This is a genomic window from Phytohabitans rumicis, from assembly GCF_011764445.1.
Lineage (GTDB): Bacteria > Actinomycetota > Actinomycetes > Mycobacteriales > Micromonosporaceae > Phytohabitans > Phytohabitans rumicis.
The window spans coordinates 2113560-2137827 of sequence record NZ_BLPG01000001.1 but is presented as its reverse complement, the minus strand read 5'-3'; the positions used below and the strand labels follow the sequence as shown (position 1 = coordinate 2137827).

At 73.0% G+C, this 24268-nt stretch carries 14 protein-coding genes and 3 pseudogenes; 12 read left to right on the top strand and 5 right to left on the bottom strand.

The features are described from left to right. Positions 1-20 precede the first annotated feature (20 nt). Positions 21-983, top strand: a complete 963-nt coding sequence (locus Prum_RS09100; RefSeq protein WP_173075594.1) for a nucleotidyltransferase domain-containing protein — start codon at positions 21-23, stop codon at positions 981-983. A gap of 143 nt (positions 984-1126) precedes the next feature. Here Prum_RS09100 and Prum_RS09095 read toward each other — a convergent pair whose 3' ends face one another. Beyond that, positions 1127-3307: a midas domain-containing protein gene (locus tag Prum_RS09095; RefSeq protein ID WP_173075592.1), complete on the bottom strand. Its 2181-nt coding sequence runs from the start codon at positions 3305-3307 to the stop codon at positions 1127-1129. A 667-nt stretch (positions 3308-3974) separates the two neighbouring features. Here Prum_RS09095 and hisI point away from each other — a divergent pair. Genes hisI through Prum_RS09080 form a run of 3 tightly spaced genes read left to right on the top strand, consistent with a single transcriptional unit; the run spans position 3975 to position 6369 of the window. Further along, positions 3975-4346, top strand: a complete 372-nt coding sequence (hisI, locus tag Prum_RS09090; protein WP_246277763.1) for a phosphoribosyl-AMP cyclohydrolase — start codon at positions 3975-3977, stop codon at positions 4344-4346. Continuing rightward, on the top strand, positions 4343-5878 hold the full coding sequence (locus Prum_RS09085; RefSeq protein WP_173075590.1) for an anthranilate synthase component I: 1536 nt from the start codon (positions 4343-4345) through the stop codon (positions 5876-5878). The genes hisI and Prum_RS09085 overlap by 4 nt, the downstream gene beginning before the upstream one ends. After that, positions 5875-6369, top strand: coding sequence for a Trp biosynthesis-associated membrane protein (locus Prum_RS09080; protein ID WP_173075588.1), 495 nt, complete (start codon positions 5875-5877; stop codon positions 6367-6369). The genes Prum_RS09085 and Prum_RS09080 overlap by 4 nt, the downstream gene beginning before the upstream one ends. Here Prum_RS09080 and Prum_RS09075 read toward each other — a convergent pair. After that, entirely contained in the window at positions 6285-6563 is a 279-nt protein-coding gene (locus tag Prum_RS09075; RefSeq protein ID WP_173075586.1) for a hypothetical protein, read from the bottom strand. The two genes, Prum_RS09080 and Prum_RS09075, sit on opposite strands and share 85 nt — an antisense overlap. Positions 6564-6850: 287 nt before the next feature. On the opposite strand from Prum_RS09075, the pseudogene trpC reads away from it, so the two are divergent. From trpC to trpA, 3 genes and pseudogenes are all read left to right on the top strand, one after another. Next, positions 6851-7645 (top strand): annotated as a pseudogene (gene trpC / locus Prum_RS09070) (indole-3-glycerol phosphate synthase TrpC); the annotation flags it as partial. 4 nt (positions 7646-7649) lie between these two features. After that, positions 7650-8866 (top strand): annotated as a pseudogene (gene trpB, locus Prum_RS09065) (tryptophan synthase subunit beta). Next, entirely contained in the window at positions 8863-9663 is an 801-nt protein-coding gene (gene trpA, locus Prum_RS09060) for a tryptophan synthase subunit alpha (RefSeq protein ID WP_173075583.1), read from the top strand. The pseudogene trpB and the gene trpA overlap by 4 nt, the downstream one beginning before the upstream one ends. Before the next feature lie 163 nt (positions 9664-9826). On the opposite strand, the gene Prum_RS09055 is transcribed toward trpA, so the two are convergent. Then, entirely contained in the window at positions 9827-10321 is a 495-nt protein-coding gene (locus Prum_RS09055) for an NUDIX hydrolase (protein WP_173075581.1), read from the bottom strand. A 101-nt stretch (positions 10322-10422) separates the two neighbouring features. Here Prum_RS09055 and lgt point away from each other — a divergent pair, with 101 nt between their 5' ends. The 3 genes and pseudogenes from lgt to Prum_RS09040 all read left to right on the top strand — a co-directional run bounded on the left by lgt (position 10423) and on the right by Prum_RS09040 (position 15942). Further along, entirely contained in the window at positions 10423-11544 is a 1122-nt protein-coding gene (gene lgt / locus Prum_RS09050; RefSeq protein WP_246277762.1) for a prolipoprotein diacylglyceryl transferase, read from the top strand. Between the two features lie 23 nt (positions 11545-11567). Continuing rightward, positions 11568-12763: pseudogene (locus Prum_RS09045) on the top strand (FAD-dependent oxidoreductase). Positions 12764-13044: 281 nt separating this feature from the next. Next, the gene (locus Prum_RS09040; RefSeq protein ID WP_173075579.1) at positions 13045-15942 is read left to right on the top strand and encodes an AfsR/SARP family transcriptional regulator; all 2898 of its coding nucleotides are present in this window, start codon (positions 13045-13047) and stop codon (positions 15940-15942) included. Positions 15943-16032: 90 nt separating this feature from the next. On the opposite strand, the gene Prum_RS09035 is transcribed toward Prum_RS09040, so the two are convergent. Further along, positions 16033-16776: a GNAT family N-acetyltransferase gene (locus Prum_RS09035; RefSeq protein ID WP_173075577.1), complete on the bottom strand. Its 744-nt coding sequence runs from the start codon at positions 16774-16776 to the stop codon at positions 16033-16035. 205 nt (positions 16777-16981) lie between these two features. Between Prum_RS09035 and gltB the strand changes: the two genes are divergently transcribed. Next, entirely contained in the window at positions 16982-21550 is a 4569-nt protein-coding gene (gene gltB, locus Prum_RS09030; RefSeq protein ID WP_173075575.1) for a glutamate synthase large subunit, read from the top strand. Beyond that, on the top strand, positions 21543-23018 hold the full coding sequence (locus Prum_RS09025; protein WP_173075573.1) for a glutamate synthase subunit beta: 1476 nt from the start codon (positions 21543-21545) through the stop codon (positions 23016-23018). Before gltB ends, Prum_RS09025 begins: the two co-directional genes overlap by 8 nt. Before the next feature lie 71 nt (positions 23019-23089). Here the strand turns inward: Prum_RS09025 and Prum_RS09020 are convergent, their stop codons facing one another. Then, positions 23090-24151, bottom strand: a complete 1062-nt coding sequence (locus Prum_RS09020; protein ID WP_173075572.1) for a hypothetical protein — start codon at positions 24149-24151, stop codon at positions 23090-23092. Positions 24152-24268: the final 117 nt, after the last annotated feature.

Below are 24268 nucleotides of genomic sequence, written 5' to 3'. Positions count from 1 at the left end.
GCATTGCCACCGGATCGGGCATGCGGCACGATGACGCGGTGATCGAACTGCCCGTGCTCGACACCGGGTTCCTGGGAGACTGGGTGGACCGGTTGCGGACGTCAACCGGTCCACCCGTCGTAGGCGTCCTCCTGCGTGGCAGCTACGCCCGGGACGAGGCCACCACCTACAGCGACGTCGACCTCGACGTGCTGGTGGACGGCCCGCCGCGGCAGTCGTACCCGGCGTACCTGGTGGAGGCCGGCGGGCGGCTGGTGCACCTGTCCGTCGCGGTCAGCGACACCACCAGCTGGTACGCGCACGTGTCCGCGCCCGCCGACTGGGCGTTCGGCCTGCCCGTGGTCGCGCCGGCCCGCCTGCTGTGGGCCGCCGAGGAGTGGCGCGACCGGCTCGACGTCACCGAGATCCGCCAGCCCGCCGGCGACCCCGCGCTGGAAGACCTCGTCGCCGGCCTGGGCAAGGTCGCCGGCGCGTACGCCGCCGGGGACGACCTCGGCGCCCGCTTCGCGGCCACCGACCTGGCCCGGCTCTGCCCGTCCGTACTCCGGCTCGCCAACCCCGCGGTCACCGTCGCCGGCCGCCGGTCGGCGCTCGACGCCGCGCTGGGCTTCCGGGTCGCGCCCGCGGGCTACCGCGACGACATGCTGACCTGCCTCGGGCTCGCGGCAGCCGCACCCTTCCAGGTGTACGCCGCCGCCCGCCGCCTGGTCACCGGCACGGTCACCCTGATCCGCCCGTACGCCAACCAGCTGGCCCCGACCGCGGGCGAGGACCTGGCTGGCGCCCTGCTGGACGGCCGCCTCCCGCGCTACCTCTCCCAACTAACCCCCACCCCTCCCCCGTCCCCGCCTTCTAGCCGTCCCCCGTGCCCCTCGTCCCGGCCCTCTTCCCGGCCCCTCGTCCGTCGAGCAGACCGCCTCTTTCCGTCGATCAAGGGCGAAGGGTCGTGCTTTGATCTCTTTTCCACGGCCGGTTGCCCTTGATCGACGTGGAATGCCTTGATCGGCGAGGCCGTGGCGGCTCAGAGGCTGTCCTTGGCGCAAAAGGATCTCGGCACAAAAGGATCGTGGTGACTAGCTGCCCTTGGAGGGGCAATTAGTCACCACGATCGCTGCGGCGCGGTGGGTCAGAGGGCGAGCACCCGGTCGAGGAAGTCGCGGTAGCGGCGCATCGCCATCCGCAGGGCCTCGGTGTCGGGGCTCTCGGCCTGCCGGCGCGGGTCGAGATCGACCTGCTCTGCCAGCAGACGCTCGGCGAGCGTGTTCACCGCGTTCGCGACCAGGGCCTGCGCCTGGGCCACGGCGGCCTCGGGCTCGTCGACGAACAACGCCTTCACCTGGTGCCAGTCCTCGCGGAACCGGTCCGCGGCTTCCTCGCTCCAGATCGCGATCGGCGCCTCGGCGATGTCACCCGGCTTGAGCGGTGCGGCGGCGGCTACGGGCACCACCTCGACGGTGGTCGACTCGTCGTCGGCCGGCGGGACGCCCCAGTCGTGGTCGTCGCCCCCGTCCGGTCCCTTGTCCGCGGCTGGCTCGGCGGTGCCCAGTTTGTCGCTCGACCAGTCGTTGTCGAACGCGTCGGCGGACTTCTCCGGCGCGGCCTCCTGCTCTTCTATTTCGTCGATCGGTTGGATGATGTCCTCCTCGATGAGGGGCTCGTGGGTCGGTTGTTCGGTGGGGCCCGCCCAGGCTTCACTGATGGCCGCGCCGTTGATGCCGACGTCGGCCGGCTCGTCGGCGGCGTCAGGCGCGATGACCGCGTCGGCTTCGGTGGCAGCGTCTTCCTCGTCCGCCTCGGCGACGGTTTCCGGCTCCGCAGTCGCGTCCGGCTCTACGTCCGCCTCGGGCTCCTCGGCGCCTTCGGGCGCGGCGACGTCCTCGGCCTCCTCGACGACTGCGGCCTCGGGCTCGATCGTCGCGTCCGGCTCGTCCGCGGTGTCGGAGTCCGCTTCGGAGTCGGCTTCGGACGCTGCCGCCTCGGGCACGGAGTCCACCTCCGCGGCGGCCTCGGGCTCGGCGTCGACCTCTTCCTCGGTGGCCTCGAACGCGGCGACGGCGGCGGAGGGCTCGGCCGCCACGTCGTCGGCGTCGGGCTCGGCATCCGGGTCGGTCGCGCCGGCGTCGGCTTCGGCCGCGTCGATGCTGTCGGCCTCCGCGTCGAGTGCGCTGTCGGCGTCGAGGGCGGTTACAGCGTCCAGCGCGGTGTCGGCGGCCAGCGCGGTGTCGGCGTCCAGGGCGGTGTCGGCGTCCAGGGCGGCTGCTGAGTCGGTAACAGACTCGGTGTCCGGGTCAGCCATAGCCTCGACGTCGTCGGCCTCCACCACGGCGTCGGGGTCGAGGGCCGTGTCCGCCTCGGCGTCCGGCCCCGTCAACGCTGCGGCGTCGAGGTCGGCGTCCGCATCGGTTGCGGCGTCGGGATCGGCCTCGGCGTCTTCGCCGGTTAGGTCGGCCTCGGGATCGGTTACGGGCTCGGTGTCCGCCGCGGCTGGCTCGGTGGCGGCTTCCGGCTCCGCGTCGTCCTCGACCTCGGCGTCGTCGGTCTCCACCAAGGCTTCGGCGTCCGCGCTGGCCGCGTCGGCCTCCGCCCCTTCGTCGAGAAGGGACTCCTCGGAGTCGCTGACGAGTGCGGCGTCCGGCTCGGCCAGGTCCGCGTCGGCCTCGGTGCTGTCGTCGGTCGCGACCAGGGCGTCGGGGTCGTCGGTCGGGTCGGGCGCCGCGACGGCCTCGGCCTCCTCGTCCACGACCGCGGCGTCGTCGGTGTCAAGCGTGGCGTCGGCGTCGGCCTCGGCTACCGCGTCGGGCTCGATGTCTTCGTCGGCATCGGCCTCGTCCGCTGCGGCGACAGGCGGGGTGTCGGTCTCGGTCTCGGCGTCGTCGGCATCCGCTTCCGCGTCTAGCTGAGCCTCGGTGTCGTCCGTCTCCGCGAGCGCGTCGGGCTCGGCTTCCGCGTCGGTGTCCGGCTCCGCGACTACGTCGTCGGTGTCGGTGACAAGCGTGGCGTCGGGCTCCGCGAAGGTCTCGGCCTCGGTGTCAGCGTCGGCCGCGGGGGCGACGTCCGGCTCCGCTTCGGCACCGGTGAGCGCCTCGGCCACGTCGACGGAAGCCTCTGCATCAGGGGAATCCTCCGTGTCAACGGAAGCGACCGCGTCAGGGGAATCCGCTGCGCCGGGAGAAGCCTCCGCGTCAAGCTCCAACTCCGCGTCGGCCTCAAGGTCCGACTCGACGGAAGGCTCCGCGCCGGTCTCGACGTCCGCCACGGCGAGAGCATCGGCGTCAATGTCCGCGTCTACGGAGGCGTCCGCGTCCACGGAGGCGTCCGCGGGAGCGGCCGCGGAGGCGTCCGTGTCCACAGAGGTGTCTGCGGGAGCGTCAGCGTCCAGGGAGGGTGCCGACTCGGCGGAGGGTGCTGTGTCGAGGTCCGGGTCCGCGACCGGGTCGGTGAGGACGTCCGGCTCGGTGGCGGCGTAGACCTGGTCGGCGGGCGGGGAGTCGATCAGTTCGGAGGCGTACGGGGGGAGCGGGCTGTGGCCTTGGTCGGTGCGCGGGACGATCACCGGCAGCTCGCTGGTGGGCTCGTTGAGCACGGGCTGGTCCGACGGCGGGCGCTGGCCGGGTAGGAGCGCTCCGGCCGCCGGTGGCACGGCGCTGAGGGGTCCGCGCAGGATGCCGCCGGGAAGGGGGATGGCGGCCGTCGTGTCGGTGTCGGCCGGGTCGGGGCTGGGTGTGGGAGTGGGCTGCATTGAGTGTCCTCCGTCCGCTCGGCTGGGCCCCGGCGAGCGGATGCCGGTGGGCCCGGTGCGCCCGTGCGTGGATCTTCGGCGTCGCCACCCAGTCGCCGCGCAACAGCGTCGGGCGTCGCGTCGATTCGTTGCGACCCGCCGGAGACCCCAGGCGGCGCACCGACAACCTACCGTCAAGCCGCCCCGAGCACAGCCCCCAGGCAGGCGTCGCAACCCGTACGGAACAATCGGACAGGTGGAAGCAGCCGTACGACCCTCCGACCTCGACCCGGCAATAGCCGCCCGGCTAAAACGCGACTCGGCCGGACTGGTGGCCGCGATCGTGCGGGAGTACCAGTCGGGTGACGTGTTGATGATGGCCTGGATGGACGACGAGGCCCTGCACCGGACGCTGACGACGGGTCGGGCGACGTACTGGTCGCGCAGCCGCCAGGAGTACTGGGTGAAGGGGGCCACGTCGGGGCATCACCAGTACGTCAAGTCGGTGGCGCTGGACTGTGACGGCGACACTGTGCTGGTGAGCGTGGAGCAGGTGGGCGCGGCGTGCCACACCGGCAGCCGCACGTGCTTCTTCGATGAGCTTCCGGTCAAGGGAGAGACGCGATGACGACCGGTGCGGTCAGCCCGGACGAGGCCACGTTTCGCGCGCGGGCGGCCACCCGCCGGGTCGTACCGGTGATCCGGCGGCTGCTGGCGGACGGCGAGACGCCGATCGGGGTGTACCGGAAGCTGGCCGGCGGGCCCGGCACCTTCCTGCTGGAGTCGGCCGAGCAGGGCGCCGGTCCGGCCGGCACCGCTTGGTCGCGGTACTCCTTCATCGGGGTGCGCAGCGCGGCCACGCTGGTGGAACGGGATGGGCGGGCGGCCTGGCTGGGCACGCCGCCGGCCGGGGTGCCGGCCGATGGCGACCCGATCGCGGTGCTCCAAAAAACCATCGAGGCGCTGACCGGGGACGCGCCGGACGACGAGGGCATGCCACCCCTGACCGGCGGCATGGTCGGCTATCTGGGCTACGACCTGGTACGCCGGTTCGAGCGGCTGCCCACCCTCGCCGAGGACGACATCGGGCTGCCCGAGCTGGGCATGATGCTGGCGACCGACCTGGTGGTGCTGGATCACTACGAGGGCGCGGCCATCCTGGTGGCCAACGCCATCATCGATGATCAAGGAAGCGTGGCGGCGGCGTACCACCACGCGATCGGCCGGCTGGACGCGATGACCACGGCGCTGTCCCGGCCGATCCCGCCGATGATTTCCACAGTGGACCGCGCGCCCCTGGGGGAGATCGTCAGCCGGACCGAGCCCGGGGCGTACCCCAAGGCGGTCGAGGCGGCCAAGGAGGCGATCCGGGCCGGGGAGTGCTTCCAGATCGTGGTGGCGCAGCGGTTCGAGCGGGCCACCACGGCGGACCCGCTGGACGTCTACCGGGTGCTGCGCACCACCAACCCGAGCCCGTACATGTACCTGCTGCGGTTCGACGACTTCGACATCGTGGGGTCGTCGCCGGAGGCGCACCTCAAGGTCACCGGCGGGCCTCGGGAAACGGCGCGGCGGGCACTGCTTCATCCCATTGCCGGCACCCGGCCGCGCGGCGGCACGCCGGAGCAGGACGCCGGGCTGGCCGCCGAGCTGATCACCGACCCCAAGGAGCGGGCCGAGCACGTCATGCTGGTCGACCTGGGCCGCAACGACCTCGGCCGGGTCTGCCGGCCGGGGACGGTCGAGGTGCCGGAGTTCGCCACCATCGAGCGGTACAGCCATGTGATGCACATCGTCTCGACCGTGGTGGGTGAGCTGCGCGACGACCAGACGGCGTTCGACGCGCTGGCCGCGACGTTTCCTGCCGGCACGCTCTCGGGCGCCCCGAAGGTGCGCGCCATGGAGATCATCGAGGAGCTGGAGCCGACCCGCCGGGGGCTCTACGGCGGCACGGTGGGCTACTTCGGCTTCGGCGGCGACATGGACATGGCCATCGCGATCCGCACCGCGCTGATCCGCGGCGGGCGGGCGTATGTGCAGGCCGGCGCCGGGATCGTGGCCGACTCGGATCCGGCCGCCGAGGAGCGGGAGACCCAGAACAAGGCCGCCGCCGTGCTCGCGGCGATCGCCGCCGCCGAGACCCTGCGGCCCGCGCGATGAGGACCGGCAGAGAGCTGGCGTTGGCGGTGCTCGCGTGCCTGGCGGGGGCCGGGCTGGCGCTCTTCGCGGCGACCCGGACCTGGTCGGTGACCGAGCTCTACCGGCCGGTGCCGTTCGGACCGGGCGCCGACAAGCACACCGGCGGGGAACTGATCCAGTGGCTGCCGCCGCTCGCCGTGGTGGGACTCGCCGGTGCAGGGGCCATCGTGGCCACCCGCGGCCGGGTGCGCCAGGTGCTGGGCGTACTCCTGCTGTGCCTTGGAGCCGGTGTGGCGGGTGGCGGAGCTCACGGTCTGACCTGGGCCACCGGATGGCCGTTGGCCTGCATAGCAGGCGGTTTGTTGATCGCCGCCGGCGGCGCTCTCGTCGCCGTGCGCGGGCTGCGTTGGCCGAGCCTGGGTACGCGCTACGAGCGCGCCACGCGCTCGGGCGACGGGCCGACGGCGGCCTGGGACGCCCTGGACCGGGGCGACGACCCCACCTTGAGCTGACTGACCTGCCGGCGCACCTCGTCCTGCCGGTCGGCGCGGGCGCGGTCGGCGCAGACGGCCTCCCACGCGTTGCGGCGGGCGGTACGGACCCGGTCGTCGCCGACCACGACACGCTCCACCGTGTCGATGACCCCCACGGCCACCGACAGGACGGTACGTGGGATCGCGACGAGGCCGTTCTCAGGTGTGCTCATGGCATTTGCTCCGGGTCGCTCAGGGGCACCGTCGACCAGTTTGCCCGACAACGATGCTGCCTGCGGGTGTTTCCAGGGGATGACCTGCCCGTCAAGTATTCAGCGTCGGGCGCGCATTATGCCCGAGTCCAACCCGTGAGGCGTGCCATACCCCGGACTCCGACACCTCCGTGGCGCCCCCTAGCATCGGGCGAATGACACCCGGAAAGGGGAGTCCGTTGGTGACTGCTGAGCATGCGAACGCGGAGGACGACGGCGGCAGGCCCGCCGCCGGGGCAGCCGTGAGTGTGCTCGACGAGATCCTCGCCGGCGTGCGCGAGGACGTCGAGCTGCGACAACAGCGGGTCTCGCTGGAACGGGTCAAGGAACTCGCGGCGGCCGCCCCGCCCGCGCTCGACGCGTACGCGGCGTTGCGCAAGCCGGGCGTCGGGGTGATCGCGGAGGTCAAGCGGTCGTCCCCGTCCAAGGGGCAGCTCGCCGAGATCCCGGACCCGGCTGACCTGGCCACGGAGTACGCCGCGGGCGGTGCCCGGTGCATCAGCGTGCTGACCGAGGGCCGGTGGTTCGGCGGGTCCCTGGACGACCTGGTGTCGGTGCGGGCCGCCGTGCAGGTGCCAGTCCTGCGCAAGGACTTCGTGGTCTCCAGCTACCAGGTGCACGAGGCCCGGGCGCACGGGGCCGACCTGGTGCTGCTGATCGTGGCGGCGCTGGAGCAGAAGGTGCTGGTGGGTCTGCTGGAGCGGATCGAGTCGCTGGGCATGACCGCGCTGGTCGAGGTGCACACCGAGGAAGAGGCCGACCGGGCCCTGGAGGCGGGTGCGCAGGTCATCGGGGTCAACGCCCGCAACCTGCGGACGCTGGAGGTGGACCGGTCGGTGTTCGAGCGGATCGCGCCCGGACTGCCGAACAACGTCGTCAAGATCGCCGAGTCGGGCGTGCGGGGTCCGCACGACCTCATCCGGTACGCCTCGGCGGGTGCCGACGCGGTCCTGGTGGGCGAGGGTCTGGTGACCAAGAAGAGCCCGCGCGACGCGGTCGCCGAGCTGGTCAACGCGGGTAACCACCCGGCTACCCCCGGCCCGTGCGATGAACGCGTCGCTCGCGGGCCTGCTGCCCGACGTGGCCGGACACTTCGGCCGGTACGGCGGCCGGTTCGTGCCGGAGGCCCTCGTCGCGGCGCTCGACCAGCTCGACGCGGCGTACCGGCACGCGATGGCGGACGAGGCGTTCCAGGCGGAGTTCGGGGCGCTGCTGCGGGACTACGCGGGCACGCCGTCGCTGCTCTACCGGGCTTCGCGGCTCTCCGCGGCGGCCGGCGCCCAACTGTTGCTCAAGCGCGAGGACCTCAACCACACCGGCGCGCACAAGGTGCGCAACGTGCTCGGCCAGGCGCTGCTCACCAAGCGGATGGGCAAGCGGCGGGTGATCGCCGAGACCGGGGCCGGGCAGCACGGGGTGGCGACCGCCACCGCGGCGGCGCTCTTCGACCTCGAGTGCACCGTGTACATGGGCGAGGTGGACACCCAGCGCCAGGCGCTCAACGTGGCCCGGATGAAGATGCTGGGCGCCACCGTCGTGCCCGTGACCACCGGCTCGCGGACGCTCAAGGACGCCATCAACGAGGCGCTCCGCGACTGGGTGTCCAGTGTGGACAACACCCACTACCTCCTGGGTACGGCCGCCGGCCCGCACCCGTTCCCGGCCATGGTGCGCGACTTCGTGCGCGGCATCGGGGTCGAGGCCCGCCGGCAGTGCCTGGAGCAGACCGGCGGGCTGCCCGACGCGGTGGCCGCCTGCGTGGGCGGCGGCTCGAACGCGATCGGCATCTTCCACGCGTTCGTCGGGGACGAGGGCGTGCGGCTGTACGGCTTCGAGGGCGGCGGCGAGGGCATCTCGACCGGTCGCCACTCGGCCCGCTTCAGCGGCGGCTCGCCGGGCGTGCTGCACGGCGCGCGGACGTACGTGCTGCAGGACGAGGACGGGCAGACCATCGAGTCGTACTCGATCTCGGCCGGGCTGGACTACCCCAGCGTCGGGCCCGAGCACGCCTGGCTGCACGAGAGCGGGCGCGCGTCGTACCAGCCGGTCACCGACACCGAGGCGATGGCCGCGTTCCAGCTGCTGTGCCGGACCGAGGGCATCATCCCGGCGATCGAGAGCGCGCACGCGCTGGCCGGGGCGCTGCGGATCGTCCCCGCGCTCGCCGCTGAACTGGGGCGGGAGCCGACGATCGTGGTGAACCTGTCCGGGCGGGGGACAAGGACGTGGAGCAGGCCGGTGCGTACTTCGGGATGCTGCCGTGAGTATTTCTGTCGCTTTTGAGAAGGCACGGGCCGAGGGCCGGGCGCTGGTGGTCGGCTGCATGCCGGCCGGCTTCCCCACGGTCGAGGGCAGCATCGAGTCGATGAAGGCGATGGCCGCGGGCGGCGTCGACGTCATCGAGGTGGAGCTGCCGTACTCGGACCCGGTCATGGACGGGCCGGTCATCCAGCAGGCCAGCGAGATCGCGCTCGCCGGGGGCGTACGCACCCGGGACACGCTGCGGATCATCGAGGCGGTGGCGTCGACCGGCGTACCGGTCGTGCTGATGACCTACTGGAACCCGATCGAGAAGTACGGCGTGGACGCGTTCGCCCGGGACCTGGCCGGCGCCGGGGCCACCGGCATGATCACGCCCGACCTGATCCCGGACGAGGCCGACGAGTGGCTGGCCGCCTCCGACGCGTACCAGCTGGACCGGACGTTCCTCGTCTCGCCCTCGTCGACGGACGCGCGGGTCGCGATGACCGTGGCGCACTGCCGCGGCTTCGTGTACGCGACCGCGATCATGGGCGTGACGGGTGCCCGGGAGCAGACGTCGTCGGCCGCGCCCGAGCTGGTCGCCCGGATCCGTCCGGTCACCGACCTGCCGGTGGGCGTTGGCCTGGGCGTACGCGACGGGGCCCAGGCCGCCGAGGTCGGCGGGTACGCGGACGGCGTGATCGTGGGTAGCGCGCTGGTCCGGTGCGTGCTGGACGCGCCCGACGAGGCGGCCGGGCTGGCCGCACTCCGGGAACTGAGCGCCGACCTGGCCCGGGGCGTCCGAACCGCTACACGCTGAGGATCGACGCGGGTGGGGTGGGTGTGAACCGCGGCGGGTGAGGCCGCGGGAGCAGCGGTCCGCACCGCGACGGTCGTCGCGGTAGCTCTGAATTTTGGATCTAGACGAGTTAGGGCTCTGAGCTGACCTTTTCTCGTCTAGATCCACGGGGCGGGCCGTCGTGCTAGGTGGCGGCCGCGACGAGGGGCTCGGAGTCGGCGGCGTCGGGGATGTCCGGTTCGGCGTCCCGCTGCACCTCGCGCAGCACGCCCGACCGCCCGGCCACGGCGTCGGCGATCGCGACCCGCGTGATGGGCGTCAACGGGCTGGGCAGGGCGTCCGGGTCGTGCCAGGACAGCCGGGAGATCTTCCCGGGCGAGTTGACGCTCGCCTCGCCGCCGTCGATCTGGCCGCGGAAGACGTACTTCAGCACGTCTGGCATGTCTTCGCCGCAGGAGTTGCCGCTCAGCTGGTACAGACCCACGATTTCCACCATGTGGGTCTCCAGGCCGGTTTCCTCGCGGATGTCGCGGATCGCGGCGTGGACGGGGCTCTCCGCTTGGCGGATCCGGCCCCCGGGAAGGCACCACAGTCGATGTCCTTGGCTCTGCTGACAGAGCAGCACGCGGCCTGCGGCGTCGGTGATGACGGCGGCGACCGCGGAGGTCAAAGAGCTCATGGACAAAAAGCGTACGACTGGGTAAACGAGAAGTCAGCCATGCCGGGCTGCCAAACCCCGGGCTAACGCGGGTCGGCCCGGCGGCGGTAGCGTGTGCACCCGTGACAATCGCCGCAATCCCGAGCCCCAGCTCCGCCGTCTGGCAGCTCGGTCCGATCCCGATCCGGGCGTACGCCCTCTGCATCGTCCTCGGCATCGCGGTCGCCTGCCTGGTGACCGAGTATCGGCTGCGCCAGCGGGGCGGGCCGCCGTGGGTGGTCCTGGACATCGCGGTGTGGGCGGTGCCGTTCGGGATCGTCGGGTCGCGGATCTACCACGTGATCACGTCGCCGCAGGACTACTTCGGCGAGGGCGGGCACCCGCTCGACGCGTTCAAGATCTGGGAGGGTGGCCTCGGCGTCTGGGGCGCGGTGGCCGGTGGCGTGTTCGGCGGTTGGCTCGCCTGCCGGCAGCTCGGTCTCCCGCTGCGGGTGGTCGCGGACGCGGTCGCGCCGGCGCTGCCCCTGGCGCAGGCGGTGGGCCGGGTCGGCAACTGGTTCAACAACGAGCTGTACGGCGGCCAGACCACGCTCCCGTGGGGCCTGAAGATCCACCAGATGGATCCGGACAACCCGGGACACGCGCTGCGCGACCAGAACGGCGACCCGATCCTCGAACCCGGGCTCTACCACCCGGCGTTCCTGTACGAAGGGCTGTGGAACGTCGGCGTGGCCGCCATGGTCTACCTGGTCGACCGCCGCTGGAAGCTGGGCCGCGGCCGGGCGTTCGCCCTGTACGTCATGGGCTACACCGCCGGGCGGTTCTGGATCGAACTGATGCGTACCGACGAGGCCAACGTGATCCTCGGGGCGCGGGTGAACGTGTGGGTGTCGGTGCTGGTGTTCCTGGGCGCGCTCGCGTACTTCCTGCGCGTCAAGGGGCCGCAGGAGTTCCTGGTGCCGATCGACGGCGCGCCGGTGCCCGTGACGGTGGGCGCGGACAGCGACGTGTCCCAGCGGGACGTGTCCGGCTCCGCGGCCAAGGCGGCGGCCACCCGGCCCTCGGGCTACCGGACGGTGAGCGAGGAGCAATACCTGGCGTACCGGGAAACCGGGGAGCTGCCCGGCGACGCGCCCGGCGGCGCGGAGGCGGACGCCTCGTCCGACTCCGAGCCGGACGGCGGCGGCGACAATGGCGACGACGGCGAACCGGACGGCAGCGTCCGGACCACCGACGATCGCTGACCCAAGAGCGAGGAGCGCCACCCATGCGTACGGCTGTCGTCGTTGGGGCGGGCATCGGCGGCTTGGCCGTGGCGGGCGCGTTGGCGCGCTCCGGCTGGCAGGTGACCGTCCTGGAACGCGGCGACCGGGTGCGGGGTGACCAGACCGCGCTGATCCTCTGGCCGAACGGGGTCAAGGCGCTCGACGCCCTCGGCCTGGCCGGCGGGCTGGCGGCGATCGCCACCCCGCTGCCCGACAGTGGCGTACGGCGTCCCGACGGCCAGTGGCTCGTGCAGCCCCGGCCGGGGGCCACGCGCGTGCCGGTGATCGTGCACCGGGAAGACCTGCACGACACGCTCGTGGCGGGGCTCGGCGACCGGGTGGAGATCCGCACCGGCGTCACCGTCCGGTCCACGCGCGTGTCGCCCGACGACCGGCCGGCGGTGAGTGACGGCCGGACGACGTACGAGGCGGACGTGGTGGTCGCCGCCGACGGCATCGACAGCGCGGTACGCCAGCGGCTCGCGCCCGGGTCCACCGTGGTCAGTTCGGGCTGCGCGGCGTGGCGGGCGGTCATCCCCTGGTACCGGGTGCCGCCGCTCAACGACGGGCGGCCGGTCGTGGGGGAGACCCTCGGCGCCGGCTACCGCTTCGTGGCCGCCCAGCTCGGGCAGCGCGGCTCGGCCGGATCCTCCACGCGGGGCGGCATCTACTGGGTGGCGACCGCCGCCGGGGCGCCCCGCCCGGAGTCGCCGGAGACCCAGCTCGTCCTGCTCCGGCGGTGGTTCGCCCGCTGGCACGCGCCGATCGGGGACCTGCTCGCCGCCACCGAGCCCGACGACCTGGTCCAGCAGGAGGTACGCGAGCTGCGCCCGCTCCCCCGGGAGTACGGCTTCCCGGCCGGTCCGGGCGGCTTCGTGCTGCTCGGCGACGCGGCCCACGCCATGCCGCACCACCTCGGGCAGGGCGCGTGCCTGGCACTGGAAGACGCGGCGACGTTGCAGTCCCTGCTGCGCGAGGCGGTCCCCGGCCGGCAGGTGTCCGAGGCGGTGGCGGCGTACTCCCGGTTGCGCCGGCCCCGGGCGGCCACCGTCGTACGCCAGACCCGGCGCATGTCGGCGGTGTTGCAGGCGCGCGGCCGGCTGGCGCTGCGCGCGCGAGACGCCGCGCTGGGCACGATCAGCCCCGCCTGATGGGCAGCGCCGCCACGGCCGCCGCCGCCTGGAAACCCCCGGCCTAACCCTCCCGCGCGCCCCGCCCTCCGCGCCGCGCCGCGCCGCCCCCGCTCGCGGTGCCGCGCCGCCGCGCCGCCGCGCCCGCGCCGCGCCGATCAAGGACTTCCGCGTCGATCAAGGGCAAACGGTCGTGGATCGGAGATCAAAGCACGGCCATACGCCCTTGATCGACGGGAAAGCCCTTGATCGACGCGGGAAATGGAGCCGAATGGGGGGCTGACCATCGCAGCGCGCGAGGGGGACACTACGCGCAATGACGAATGGCCTACGCGTTCGCCCAGGGCAGGTGCGCCTTCTGGGCCCGGTGGAGTTGGCCGGGGCCGAGGGCGCTATCCCGCTGGCCACCGGCGCGCGCAGGCTGCTGGCCGTGCTCGGGTTGCGGGCCGGGGAGATCGTGGGGTGGGCGCAGCTCGCCGCGACCGGCCTGGCCACCGACTCCCTCGATCGTGACGCCGCCGCCCTCGCCGGCGCGCTGACCCGGTGCGGGCTGCGTGGCGCCTTGCAGACCCGGGCGTCCGGGTTCCGGCTCGCCGGGCGGTACGTCGATGCCCGTCTCTTCCAGGATGACCTGCGCCGGGCGCTGGCGCAGCGGGCCGCGGGCGAGCTGCACGCCGCGATCGCGCTCTACGACCGGGCGCTGGCGCGGTGGCGGTCCGACACGCCGCTCGCCGGGATGGTGCTGTCCGGTTGGGCGGTTGCCGAGGCGAAGCGGCTGGCCGAGAGTCGTTCGCGGGCCCGCGAGGACCGCTGGGACTGCGTACTCCGGCTGGCTGGCGCGGCGGTGCGGGCGAGCGGCGCGCCGGTGGCCGATCGCGCGGCGGTGGCCGCGGGCATCGAGGCGGCGAAGGTCGCCGCGGTGGCGGCCGCCGAGCTGGAGGCGGGGGTGGCCAGGCATCCGCTGCGCGAGCGCCGGTGGGAGCTGCTGCTGACCGCCACCTTGGTGAGCGCCGGCCGAGGGGCCGCCCGGTCGGTGTACGAGCGGGCCCGGCGCACCTTCGCCGAGCAGCTCGGCGTCGAGCCGGGGGAGCGGCTGCGGGCACTGGCCGCGGCCGCCGAGCGGGGCGACCTGGCGGAGCCGCCGGCGCCACCGCCGCCCCCGATGCCCCGGCTGCCGCGGCAGGTGGCCGCGCCGCCGGTGCCGCTGACCAGCCTGCTGGGGCGCGAGACGCTGCTGGACGAGATCGGCGCCCGGCTCGGGACGCACCGCCTGGTGACGCTGGTCGGGCCGGGCGGCGCCGGCAAGACCCGGCTGGCGATCGCCGCGGCGGGCGGGGCCGGCAGGCCGCTGGCCTGGTTCGTCGACCTGAGCGCGGTGGACCGGCCGGTACGGGTGCCGGCGGCCGTCGCCGAGGCGCTGGGCCTGCGCGAGGAGCCGGGCAAGGAGTCGATCGACGCCATCGCCGAAGAGGTCGGGGACCACGACGTCCTGCTCGTGCTCGACAACTGCGAGCACCTGGTGGCGGGGTGCGGCGAGCTGGCGGGCCGGCTGCTGGCGGCGTGCCCGGGGCTGCGCGTGCTGGCCACCAGCCGGGCGCCGCTGCGGGCGGACGGCGAGGCGATCGTGCCGGTACCGCCGCTGACGCTGCCCGCCTCGACGGCCGGGCTCACCCTCGCCGAGCTGGCCAACCACGCCGCGACCCGGCTCTTCCTGGAGCGGGCGCAGGCGCGTTCCGGCCGGCCGGTGCCGGAGGGCAGCGCCGACGCGGTCGCCCAGCTCTGCCTGGAACTGGACGGGCTGCCGCTGGCCATCGAGCTGGCCGCGGCGCGTACCCCGCTGCTGAGCGTGTCGGAGATCGTGGCCCGGCTGCGCACCGACCAGCGCCTGCTGCACAGCCCCGACCCGACCGCGCCGCCGCGGCACCGCACCGTGGCCGCCGCCGTCGAGTCCAGCCTGGAGCAGCTCGACGCGCAGGTCCAGGCGTACTTCGACCGGTTGGCGGTCTTCGTGGGCGGCTTCGACCGGGGTGCCGCCGACGCGGTCCGCGGCGGTGCCGGCCCCGAGGCACTCGACCTGCTGGTCGACGCGTCCCTGGTCGAGGCGAACACCGGCCGCTACCGGATGCTCATGCCGATCCGCCGGCACGCGCTCGCCCGGCTGTACGGTGACGCGCCGGTTGCCCGTACGGCCCACGCGGCGCACTACCTGTCGGTCGCCGAGTCCGCCGACGCCGACCTGCGCGGGCACGGCCAGGAGGCTGGGTTGGCCCGGCTGCGCGCCGAGGCGGCCAACCTGCGTGCCGCGATGGCCTGGCTCGGCGAGGCGCGGCCCAGCGCCATCCCGTACGGCGATCTGCGGCTCGCCACCGCGCTGGCGATGTTCTGCCGGATCGAGGGGCACTACCGGGAGGCCCTGGACTGGCTGGCGGCCGCCCTGGCCCGGCACCCCCGGGCGCCCAAGCTGCTGCGCGCCGCCGCCGCGGCCGACGCCGCCATGCTCGCGATGCTGCTGTGCGACTATCCGGCCGCCGCCGAGTACGCCGAGGTGGCCCGGGTGGCGTACCGGGCGGTCGGGGACCAGCGCGCCCAGGCGCGGGTGGAGATGATCCTCGGCTCGGTCGCCCGGGAGCGTGCCGAGTACGAGGAGTCCGCCGCGCACCTGGACAAGGCGGCCGCCATCTACGTGGAGTGCGGCGACGAGCTGGGCGAGGCGCGCGCGGTGCTGCTGCGCGGCTTCACCGCCTGGCTGGCCGGCGACCTGGACCGGGCCGAGTTGCGGCTGCGGGCGGGCCGGCGGTGGTTCGAGCGGCTCGGCGACGCGGAGGCGGCCGCCTCCGCGCTGATGAACCTGGGCGCGGTCGCTCTCTACCGCGGCGACACCGACCGGGCGACGTCGCTGCTGGACGCCGCCCTGGAGCGGTACGCCGCGCTCGGCTTCCCGGAGGGCGTCGGCTGGGTGCACAACCTGCGCGGCCTCGTCGAGCTGCGCGGCGGGCGCACCGACCGGGCCGGGGAGCACCTGGCGCTGAGCCTGGCCACCCACCGCAAGGTCGGCGACCGGTGGCGCACCGCCAGCGTGCTGGAGGCGCTCGCCGAGGTGCACCGCCAGGACGACCCGGAGCGGGCGGCCCAGCTGCTGGCCGACGCGGGCCAGATCCGCACCGAGATCGGCGCGCCCGTCCCGGCCTGCGAGCGCGCGGATGTCGAGGCTACGGCCGCGGCTCTCGGCTTCGCCGTTCCGGCCTAGGGGGTTGGGCTTGGGTTTTGGGGGCCAGGGTGCCCTGCGAAGCCCGTCAGGCTTGATGTCTTCGCAGGGCACCCCGGCCCCAAAACCGCTCTAGACGGTGGGGAAAATCGAGGGAGAGCCGATGCAAGCGGTACCGATGCGGCGGAAGCCGACGCGCGTGTAGACCCGCGCGATGTCCTCGCTGCCCGCGGACAGGAACACCACGTCGACGCCCTGGTCCAGCGCGTGCCGGGCGAGCGCCGCGGTGACCGCCGCGCCGAAGCCCCGGTGCCGGGCCGCCGGCAGCGTCGCCACCCCGGCGATCTCGGCCACGTCGTCCACCCGTTGCAGGATGCCGCTGGCCACCACGCCGAGCTCGGGGTCCTCGGCCAGCGCCGACGCCCGCCGGCCCGCTCCGGTCGCCCGCCGCTCGTCGGCCAACTCCTCCTCGGCCACCTCGAACACCGCCGCGTCGCGTTCCGCGGGACCCGCCGGGCCGGCGCCCGTGCCGGGCGCGCCGAACCCGACCGCACCCACGGCCCGCCGCACCGCGATGTCCGCGGCGAAGCTGGGCGCCGCCGGATCGATAAGACGCACTGGTACGCGGGAGGGCTTGACCAGGGCGGCCGGATCCAGCACCAGCAGGGGCGCCTCGAGCACCGTCAGCCCCGCCGACCGCGCCACGGCGAGCAGGTCGGGGGTGGTCTCGTGCACCCACTCGAACGCCTCGGGCGCGCCGAGCTCGCGCTGCCGGGCCCGGGCCGCGGTAATGTCCGCGGCGGATGGTGGCTCGGCGGCGCCCAGCCGCGGACGCGCATAAAAGGGCCAACCAGCGCCGTTCCGGACAAAGAGCACCAGCCCCCGAAAATCTCGGTATGCGCGCCGTCGCGGGGTACGGCATCGTAAAAGCGCTCTAACCTGTCAAATAGTTCAGGCACGTGTGATCAATCTCCGCTGGTGGAGTACAGGAACCCCTAACGTAGACTCGAAGGACTCAGCAGGGCCGACGTCGTCCCGACCTTTCCGTGTGTAAACGCGCGAGCGACGACAAGGAGGCCCGGTGGTCCATCCGCACCCTCAGCGAAAGCCCGAAGGGCTGTACGACCCGGCGTACGAACATGACGCCTGTGGCGTGGCCTTCGTGGCGGATCTTTCGGGCCGCCGGTCGCATGACGTCGTCGCGAAGGGCCTGTCGGCGCTGTGCCGGCTCGACCACCGCGGCGCGCGCGGCGCGGAGCCCAACACCGGTGACGGCGCCGGGATCATGCTGCAGGTGCCGGACGAGTTCTTCCGGGCCGTGGTCGACTTTCCACTCCCACCGCCCGGGCAGTACGCGACGGGCCTGGTGTTCCTGTCCCACGACGCGGAGAAGACGGCCCGCGCGGTCCAGGTGCTGGAGAAGTACGCGCTGGTCGAGGGCGCCGACATCCTGGGCTGGCGGGACGTACCCGTGGACCCGGCCGACCTGGGTGAGTCGGCGGACGCGGCCCGGCCGGTGATCCGGCAGATCTTCCTCGCCGCGCACCGGCTGACCGACTCGCCGGAGGGTCCGGCGGGTGACCCGCTGACCGGTCTCGACCTGGACCGGGTGGCGTTCTGCGTGCGCAAGCGCACCGAGCGGGAGACCCGCGAGCGGGGCGTGGCGGCCTACTTCCCGTCGCTGTCGTCGCGCACGATGGTCTACAAGGGCATGCTGACGCCCGCGCAGGTGCCGACGTTCTTCCCGGACCTGGCCGACGAGCGGGTGGCCAGCGCGATCGCGCTGGTGCACTCCCGGTTCTCCACCAACACGTTCCCGTCGTGGCCGCTGGCGCACCCGTACCGGTTCATCGCGCACAACGGCGAGATCAACACGATCCGCGGCAACAAGAACTGGATGAACGCCCGCGAGGCGCTGCTGGCGTCGAAGAACATCCCGGGCAACATCCGGCGACTGTTCCCGATCTGTACCCCGGACGCCTCCGACGCGGCGAACGTGGACGAGGTCCTCGAACTGCTCCACCTGGCCGGCCGGAGCCTGCCGCACGCGATGCTGATGATGATCCCGGAGGCGTGGGAGAACGACCCGGACATGGACCCCGCGCGGCGGGCGTTCTACCGGTTCCACGCCAGCCTCATGGAGCCGTGGGACGGCCCGGCCGCGGTGGCGTTCACCGACGGCACCGTCGTGGGCGCGGTGCTGGACCGCAACGGCCTGCGGCCGGGCCGGTGGTGGCGTACGAGCGACGGCCTGGTGGTGCTGGGCAGCGAGGCGGGCGTGCTCGACCTCGACCCGGCGACCGTGGTGGCCAAGGGCCGGTTGCAGCCGGGCCGGATGTTCCTGGTCGACACCGCCTCCGGCCGGATCGTGGAGGACGACGAGATCAAGGCCGAGCTGGCCGCGGCCCAGCCGTACGACGACTGGCTGCACGCCGGCCTGATCGACCTGCAGGACCTGCCCGAGCGCGAGCACATCGTCTACACGCACGACTCGGTGCAGCGCCGGCAGCAGACGTTCGGCTACACCGAGGAGGAGCTGAAGATCCTGCTCGGCCCGATGGCCCGCACCGGGTCGGAGCCGCTGGGCTCGATGGGCACGGACACGCCGATCTCGCCGCTGTCCACCCGTCCCCGCCTGCTGTACGACTACTTCCACCAGCTCTTCGCCCAGGTGACCAACCCGCCGCTGGACGCGATCCGGGAGGAGCTGGTCACCAGCCTGCAGTCGACCATCGGCCCGGAGGGCAACCTGCTCGACCCGGGTCCGGCCAGCTGCCGGCAGATCGTGCTGCCGTACCCGGTGATCGACAACGACGAGCTCGCCAAGATCCTGTCGGTCGACGACGACGGCGACCTGCCCGGCTTCAAGGCGGTCCGGGTCTCCGGCCTGTACCCGCTGCGCGACGGCGCGGCCGGCATCAAGGCCCGGCTGACCCAGATCTGCCGGCACGTGTCCGAGGCGATCGAAGACGGCGTGCGGATCCTGGTGCTCTCCGACCGGGACTCCACCACCACCCTCGCGCCGATCCCGTCGCTGCTGCTCACCGCGGCCGTGCACCAGCACCTCGTGCGCGAGCAGACGCGTACGCAGGTGGCGCTGATCGTGGAGAGCGGCGACTGCCGCGAGGTGCACCACGCGGCGGTCCTCATCGGGTACGGCGCGGCGGCGGTCAACCCGTACCTGGCGTTCGAGTCGGTCGAGGACCTCATCGCGACCGGCGCCCTGCCCGGGCTCGAGCCGGCTACCGGCGTGCGCAACTACGTCAAGGCGCTCGGCAAGGGCGTCCTGAAGATCATGTCCAAGATGGGCATCTCCACCGTGTCGTCGTACTGCGGCGCGCAGGTCTTCGAGGCGGTCGGCCTGGACGCCCGGCTCGTCGAGCGCTACTTCGACGGCACCCCCGGCAAGATCGGTGGAGCCGGGCTGCACGAGATCCACGAGGAGATCAAGGCCCGGCACGCCCGCGCGTACCCGGCGAACCAGGCCGAGCGCACGCACCGCCGGCTGGAGGTGGGCGGCGAGTACCAGTGGCGCCGCGAGGGCGAGGTGCACCTGTTCAACCCGGAGACGGTGTTCCTGCTCCAGCACGCCACCCGCAGCCGGCAGTACGACGTGTTCCAGCGGTACACGTCCACTGTGGACGAGCTGGCGGCCAGGGCGGGTTCGCTGCGCGGCCTGTTCACGCTGCGCACCGGCGTACGGCCGGCCGTGCCGCTGGACGAGGTCGAGCCGGCTGCCGAGATCGTCAAGCGCTTCGCGACCGGCGCCATGTCGTACGGGTCGATCTCGGCGGAGGCGCACGAGACGCTGGCCATCGCGATGAACCGCATCGGCGGCAAGTCCAACACCGGCGAGGGCGGCGAGGACGTCGACCGCCTGTACGACCCGGAGCGGCGCTCCGCGGTCAAGCAGGTCGCGAGTGGACGGTTCGGCGTGACCGGGGAGTACCTCGTGAACGCCGACGACCTGCAGATCAAGATGGCGCAGGGGGCCAAGCCCGGCGAGGGTGGGCAGCTGCCCGGAAACAAGGTGTGGCCGTGGATCGCGAAGACCCGGCACGCCACCCCAGGCGTCGGGCTGATCTCGCCGCCGCCGCACCACGACATCTACTCCATTGAGGACCTCGCCCAACTGGTGCACGACCTCAAGTGCGTCAACCCGACCGCCCGCGTACACGTGAAGCTGGTCTCGGAGATCGGTGTCGGCACCGTCGCCGCGGGCGTGGCGAAGCTCAAGGCCGACGTCATCCTGATCTCCGGCCACGACGGCGGCACCGGCGCGTCCCCGCTCAACTCGCTCAAGCACGCCGGCACGCCGTGGGAGCTGGGCCTGGCCGAGGCGCAGCAGACGCTGCTGCTCAACCGGCTGCGTGACCGGGTCACCGTGCAGGTCGACGGCCAGCTCAAGACCGGCCGCGACGTGGTCGTGGCGGCACTGCTGGGCGCCGAGGAGTACGGCTTCGCGACCGCACCGCTGATCGTCTCGGGCTGCATCATGATGCGGGTGTGCCACCTGGACACCTGCCCGGTCGGCATCGCCACGCAAAACCCGGTGCTGCGCGAGCGGTTCACCGGCAAGCCCGAGTTCGTGGAGAACTTCTTCCAGTTCCTCGCCGAGGAGGTCCGCGGCTACCTGGCGGAGCTGGGCTTCCGGTCGCTGGACGAGGCGATCGGCCACGCCGAGCTGCTCGACATCGCGCCGGCCGTCGACCACTGGAAGGCGCGCGGGCTCGACCTGACCCCGGTGCTGCACGTGCCGGACCTGCCCGAGGGCGCGGCCCGGCGGCGGATCCGGGAGCAGGACCACGGCCTCGACCGTGCTCTGGACAACGAGCTGATCGCGCTGTCCCGGCCGGCGCTGGACGACCGGGTGCCGGTGCGCCCGGTGGTCGCGGTCCGCAACGAGCACCGCAGCGTCGGCGCGATGCTCGGCGGCGAGGTGGCCCGCCGGTACGGCGGCGAGGGGCTGCCCGAGGACACCATCGACGTGACGCTGCACGGCACGGCGGGGCAGTCGTTCGGGGCGTTCCTGCCGCGCGGCGTGACGCTGCGGCTCTACGGCGACGCCAACGACTACGTCGGCAAGGGGCTGTCCGGCGGGCGGATCGTGGTGCGTCCGTTCAGCACCGCGCCGTTCGTGGCCGAGGAGCACATCATCGGCGGCAACACCATCCTCTATGGAGCGACGGCCGGCGAGGTCTTCCTGCGCGGCCGCGTGGGTGAACGGTTCGCCGTCCGCAACTCCGGCGCGGTGGCCATTGTGGAGGGTGTCGGCGACCACGGCTGCGAGTACATGACCGGCGGGACGGTCGTCGTGCTCGGCCAGACCGGCCGCAACTTCGCCGCCGGCATGTCCGGGGGTACGGCGTTCGTGTGGCGCCTGGACAAGAGCCGGGTCAACCCGGAGCTGGTCGAGCTTGAGTCGCTCACCGACGAGGAAGAGGTGACCCTGCGGACGCTGGTCGAGCGGCACTTCGCCGAGACCGACTCGGCGGTCGCGGAGCGGCTGCTCAAGCGCTGGCAGGAGGCGGTCGACGAGTTCACCGCCGTGGTGCCCCGCGACTACAAGCGGGTGATGGAAGCCATCCGGACCGCCGAGGCCGCCGGTCGGAACATCGACGAGGCGGTTATGGAGGTGTCCCGTGGCTGATGCTCAGGGCTTTCTTCGGTACGGGCGCCGGCTGCCGAGCCGGCGCCCGGTGCCGGTGCGCATCCAGGACTGGCGCGAGGTGTACCCGCAGGCCGAGGACGGGCTGATCCGCGAGCAGGCCACCCGGTGCATGGACTGCGGCATCCCGTTCTGCCACGACGGCTGCCCGCTGGGCAACCGCATCCCGGACTGGAACGACCTGGTCCGCACCGGCAACTGGGCCGCGGCCATCGAGTCGCTGCACGCCACCAACAACTTCCCGGAGTTCACCGGGCGGCTGTGCCCGGCGCCGTGCGAGGCGGCCTGCGTGCTGGGCATCGCCGGCGGTGAGCCGGTCACCATCAAGCAGGTCGAGGTCGAGATCATCAACCGGGCCTTCGACCTCGGTCACGTCACCCCGCAGGCGGTGCCGCCGCCGTCCGGCAAGAGCGTCGCCGTCGTCGGCTCCGGGCCCGCCGGGCTCGCCGCCGCGCAGCAGCTCGCCCGCGCCGGCCACGAGGTCACCGTGTACGAGCGGGACGACGCCATCGGCGGCCTCATGCGGTACGGCATCCCCGACTTCAAGCTGGAGAAGGGGCACATCGACCGGCGGCTGGACCAGATGGCGGCCGAGGGCGTGCGCTTCCGTACGTCGGTGAACGTGGGCGTGGACGTGACGGCGGAATCGCTGCGCGCTTCGCATGACGCGGTCCTGCTGGCCTGCGGCGCGCTCGCCAGCCGGGACACCCCGGCCACCCCGGGGCGGCAGCTTCGCGGCGTACACCTGGCGATGGACCACCTGGTGCCGGCCAACCGGATGGTCGCCGGCTTGCAGGACTCGACTCCCATCGACGCGGCGGGCAAGCACGTGGTCATCATCGGCGGCGGCGACACGGCGGCGGACTGCCTCGGCGTCGCTCACCGCCAGGGCGCGGCCGGCATCCACCAGCTCGACCTGTACCCGCAGCCGCCGGACGCCCGCGACGAGGAGCGCGACCCGTGGCCGACGTGGCCGTGGATCCTGCGTAACTACGCGGCCCACGAGGAGGGCGGCGGCCGGGTGTTCGCGGTCGCGGTGCGCGAGTTCGTCGACGACGGCGAGGGCAACGTCCGCGCCGTACGCATCGCCGAGGTCAGCGTCGAGAAGCGGGACGGCCAGCGGATCCTCACCTACGTGCCGGGCTCGGAGCGGGAGCTGCCCGCCGACCTGGTGCTGCTGGCGATCGGGTTCGACGGCACCGAGGAGCAGCCGCTGCTGGAGCAGTTGGGCGTGGCGCGCAACCGGCGCGGCGCGATCGACTCGCGCTCCGACTGGCAGACGTCGACCGACGGCGTGTTCGTGGCCGGCGACATGCACCGCGGCGCCTCGCTCATCGTGTGGGCCATCGCCGAGGGCCGCGCCGCCGCCGCCGCGATCCACTCGTACGTGGGCGGCGCGGGCGTCCTCCCCGCCCCGGTAACTCCCGCCGCGGTAGCCCTCTCCGCGTAGCCCAACCCCCTTCCGTGATCAAGGCGTCCTTCAAGTCGTCCGGACGACTTGAAGGACGCCTTGATCACGGGTTAGAACTCGGAGTTGTAGCTGGTGAAGGAGCCCGAGTCGACGCGGGCGCCGAGCGGGGTGTAGCAGGCGACGTTGCGGACGTACACGTCCGTGCCGATGTACGCCCAGTACCACTGGAGGTTGCAGAACTCACCGCGCTGCCCGACCGCCGTCACCTGGACGGTGTCCGGCCGCTGGGCGAGACCGCGGAAGACGACCAGCGACAGGCCGGGGCCGGACGACGCGATGGCGTTCGCGCCGGGTCCGAACACCGAGTTGAAGTTGGTCGACGCCGGCCCGATGTTGGGCACCGGGGGCGGCGGCATGTTCCAGAGGTACCCGAAGTACTTCGGCGGGATCGCGGGACCGTAGAGCGCCCGCCGATACTGGTACGTCAGCGTGAAATCGGTGTCGAACTTGGCACCGACCCCGTCGAAGCAGAACACGACCACGTCCTGCGACCACACGTTGGAGCTCCACTTCGCGATCTCGCAGTGCGCCCCGACGCTCGTGTTGACGGCCGTGGCCTGCAGGCTCCCGTCGAACGGGCCGGGCGTGCCCAGCATCGGGAAGCGCACGACCCACTCGCCCGGCGAGCCGGTCGGCGCGACGACGTTGCCGGTGCCGATCTGCGAGTTGTACTCGCTGACGATCGTGCCGTTGGCGAGCGCGTGGACGTACCCGTAATGGCCGGGAATGCCGTCGGGCGGTGAGCTGCTCGCGAAGACCGCGGTGAACGGCGTGTCGTAGCCGAAGCCGCCGGGCCGGTAGCAGCGGACGTACGCGATCTCGTCGGCGCCCGACGGGCCCCACCTGAGCGCCTGGCACCAGATCGGACGCTCGTTGATCGCGGTGATGTGGACGACGCCGCCCCTGGCCGCCTGGCCGGGGAAGACGATCCGGTAGAGGCCCCCGCCGCCGGGGGTCACCGTGGTGGCCGGCGGCCACGTGCCGGACGGCACCGTGGCGGCGCCGTTCCAGAGCACGAACCCGTGGCCGTCCGGCACGGCCGCGTGGGCCGGCTGCGCCGCGCCGAGGACCGCGGCCAGCACGACCGCGAGCCCAATGCCGATTCTTCGCATCTGACCTGCCATGGCACTCCTTCGTGAGGCTGAATGCATGTTGATACAGAGCCGTCGATCGATGCACTGATGCGTCGGCAATCAGACATTGATGAGTAGCGATTTGATAAGACACCT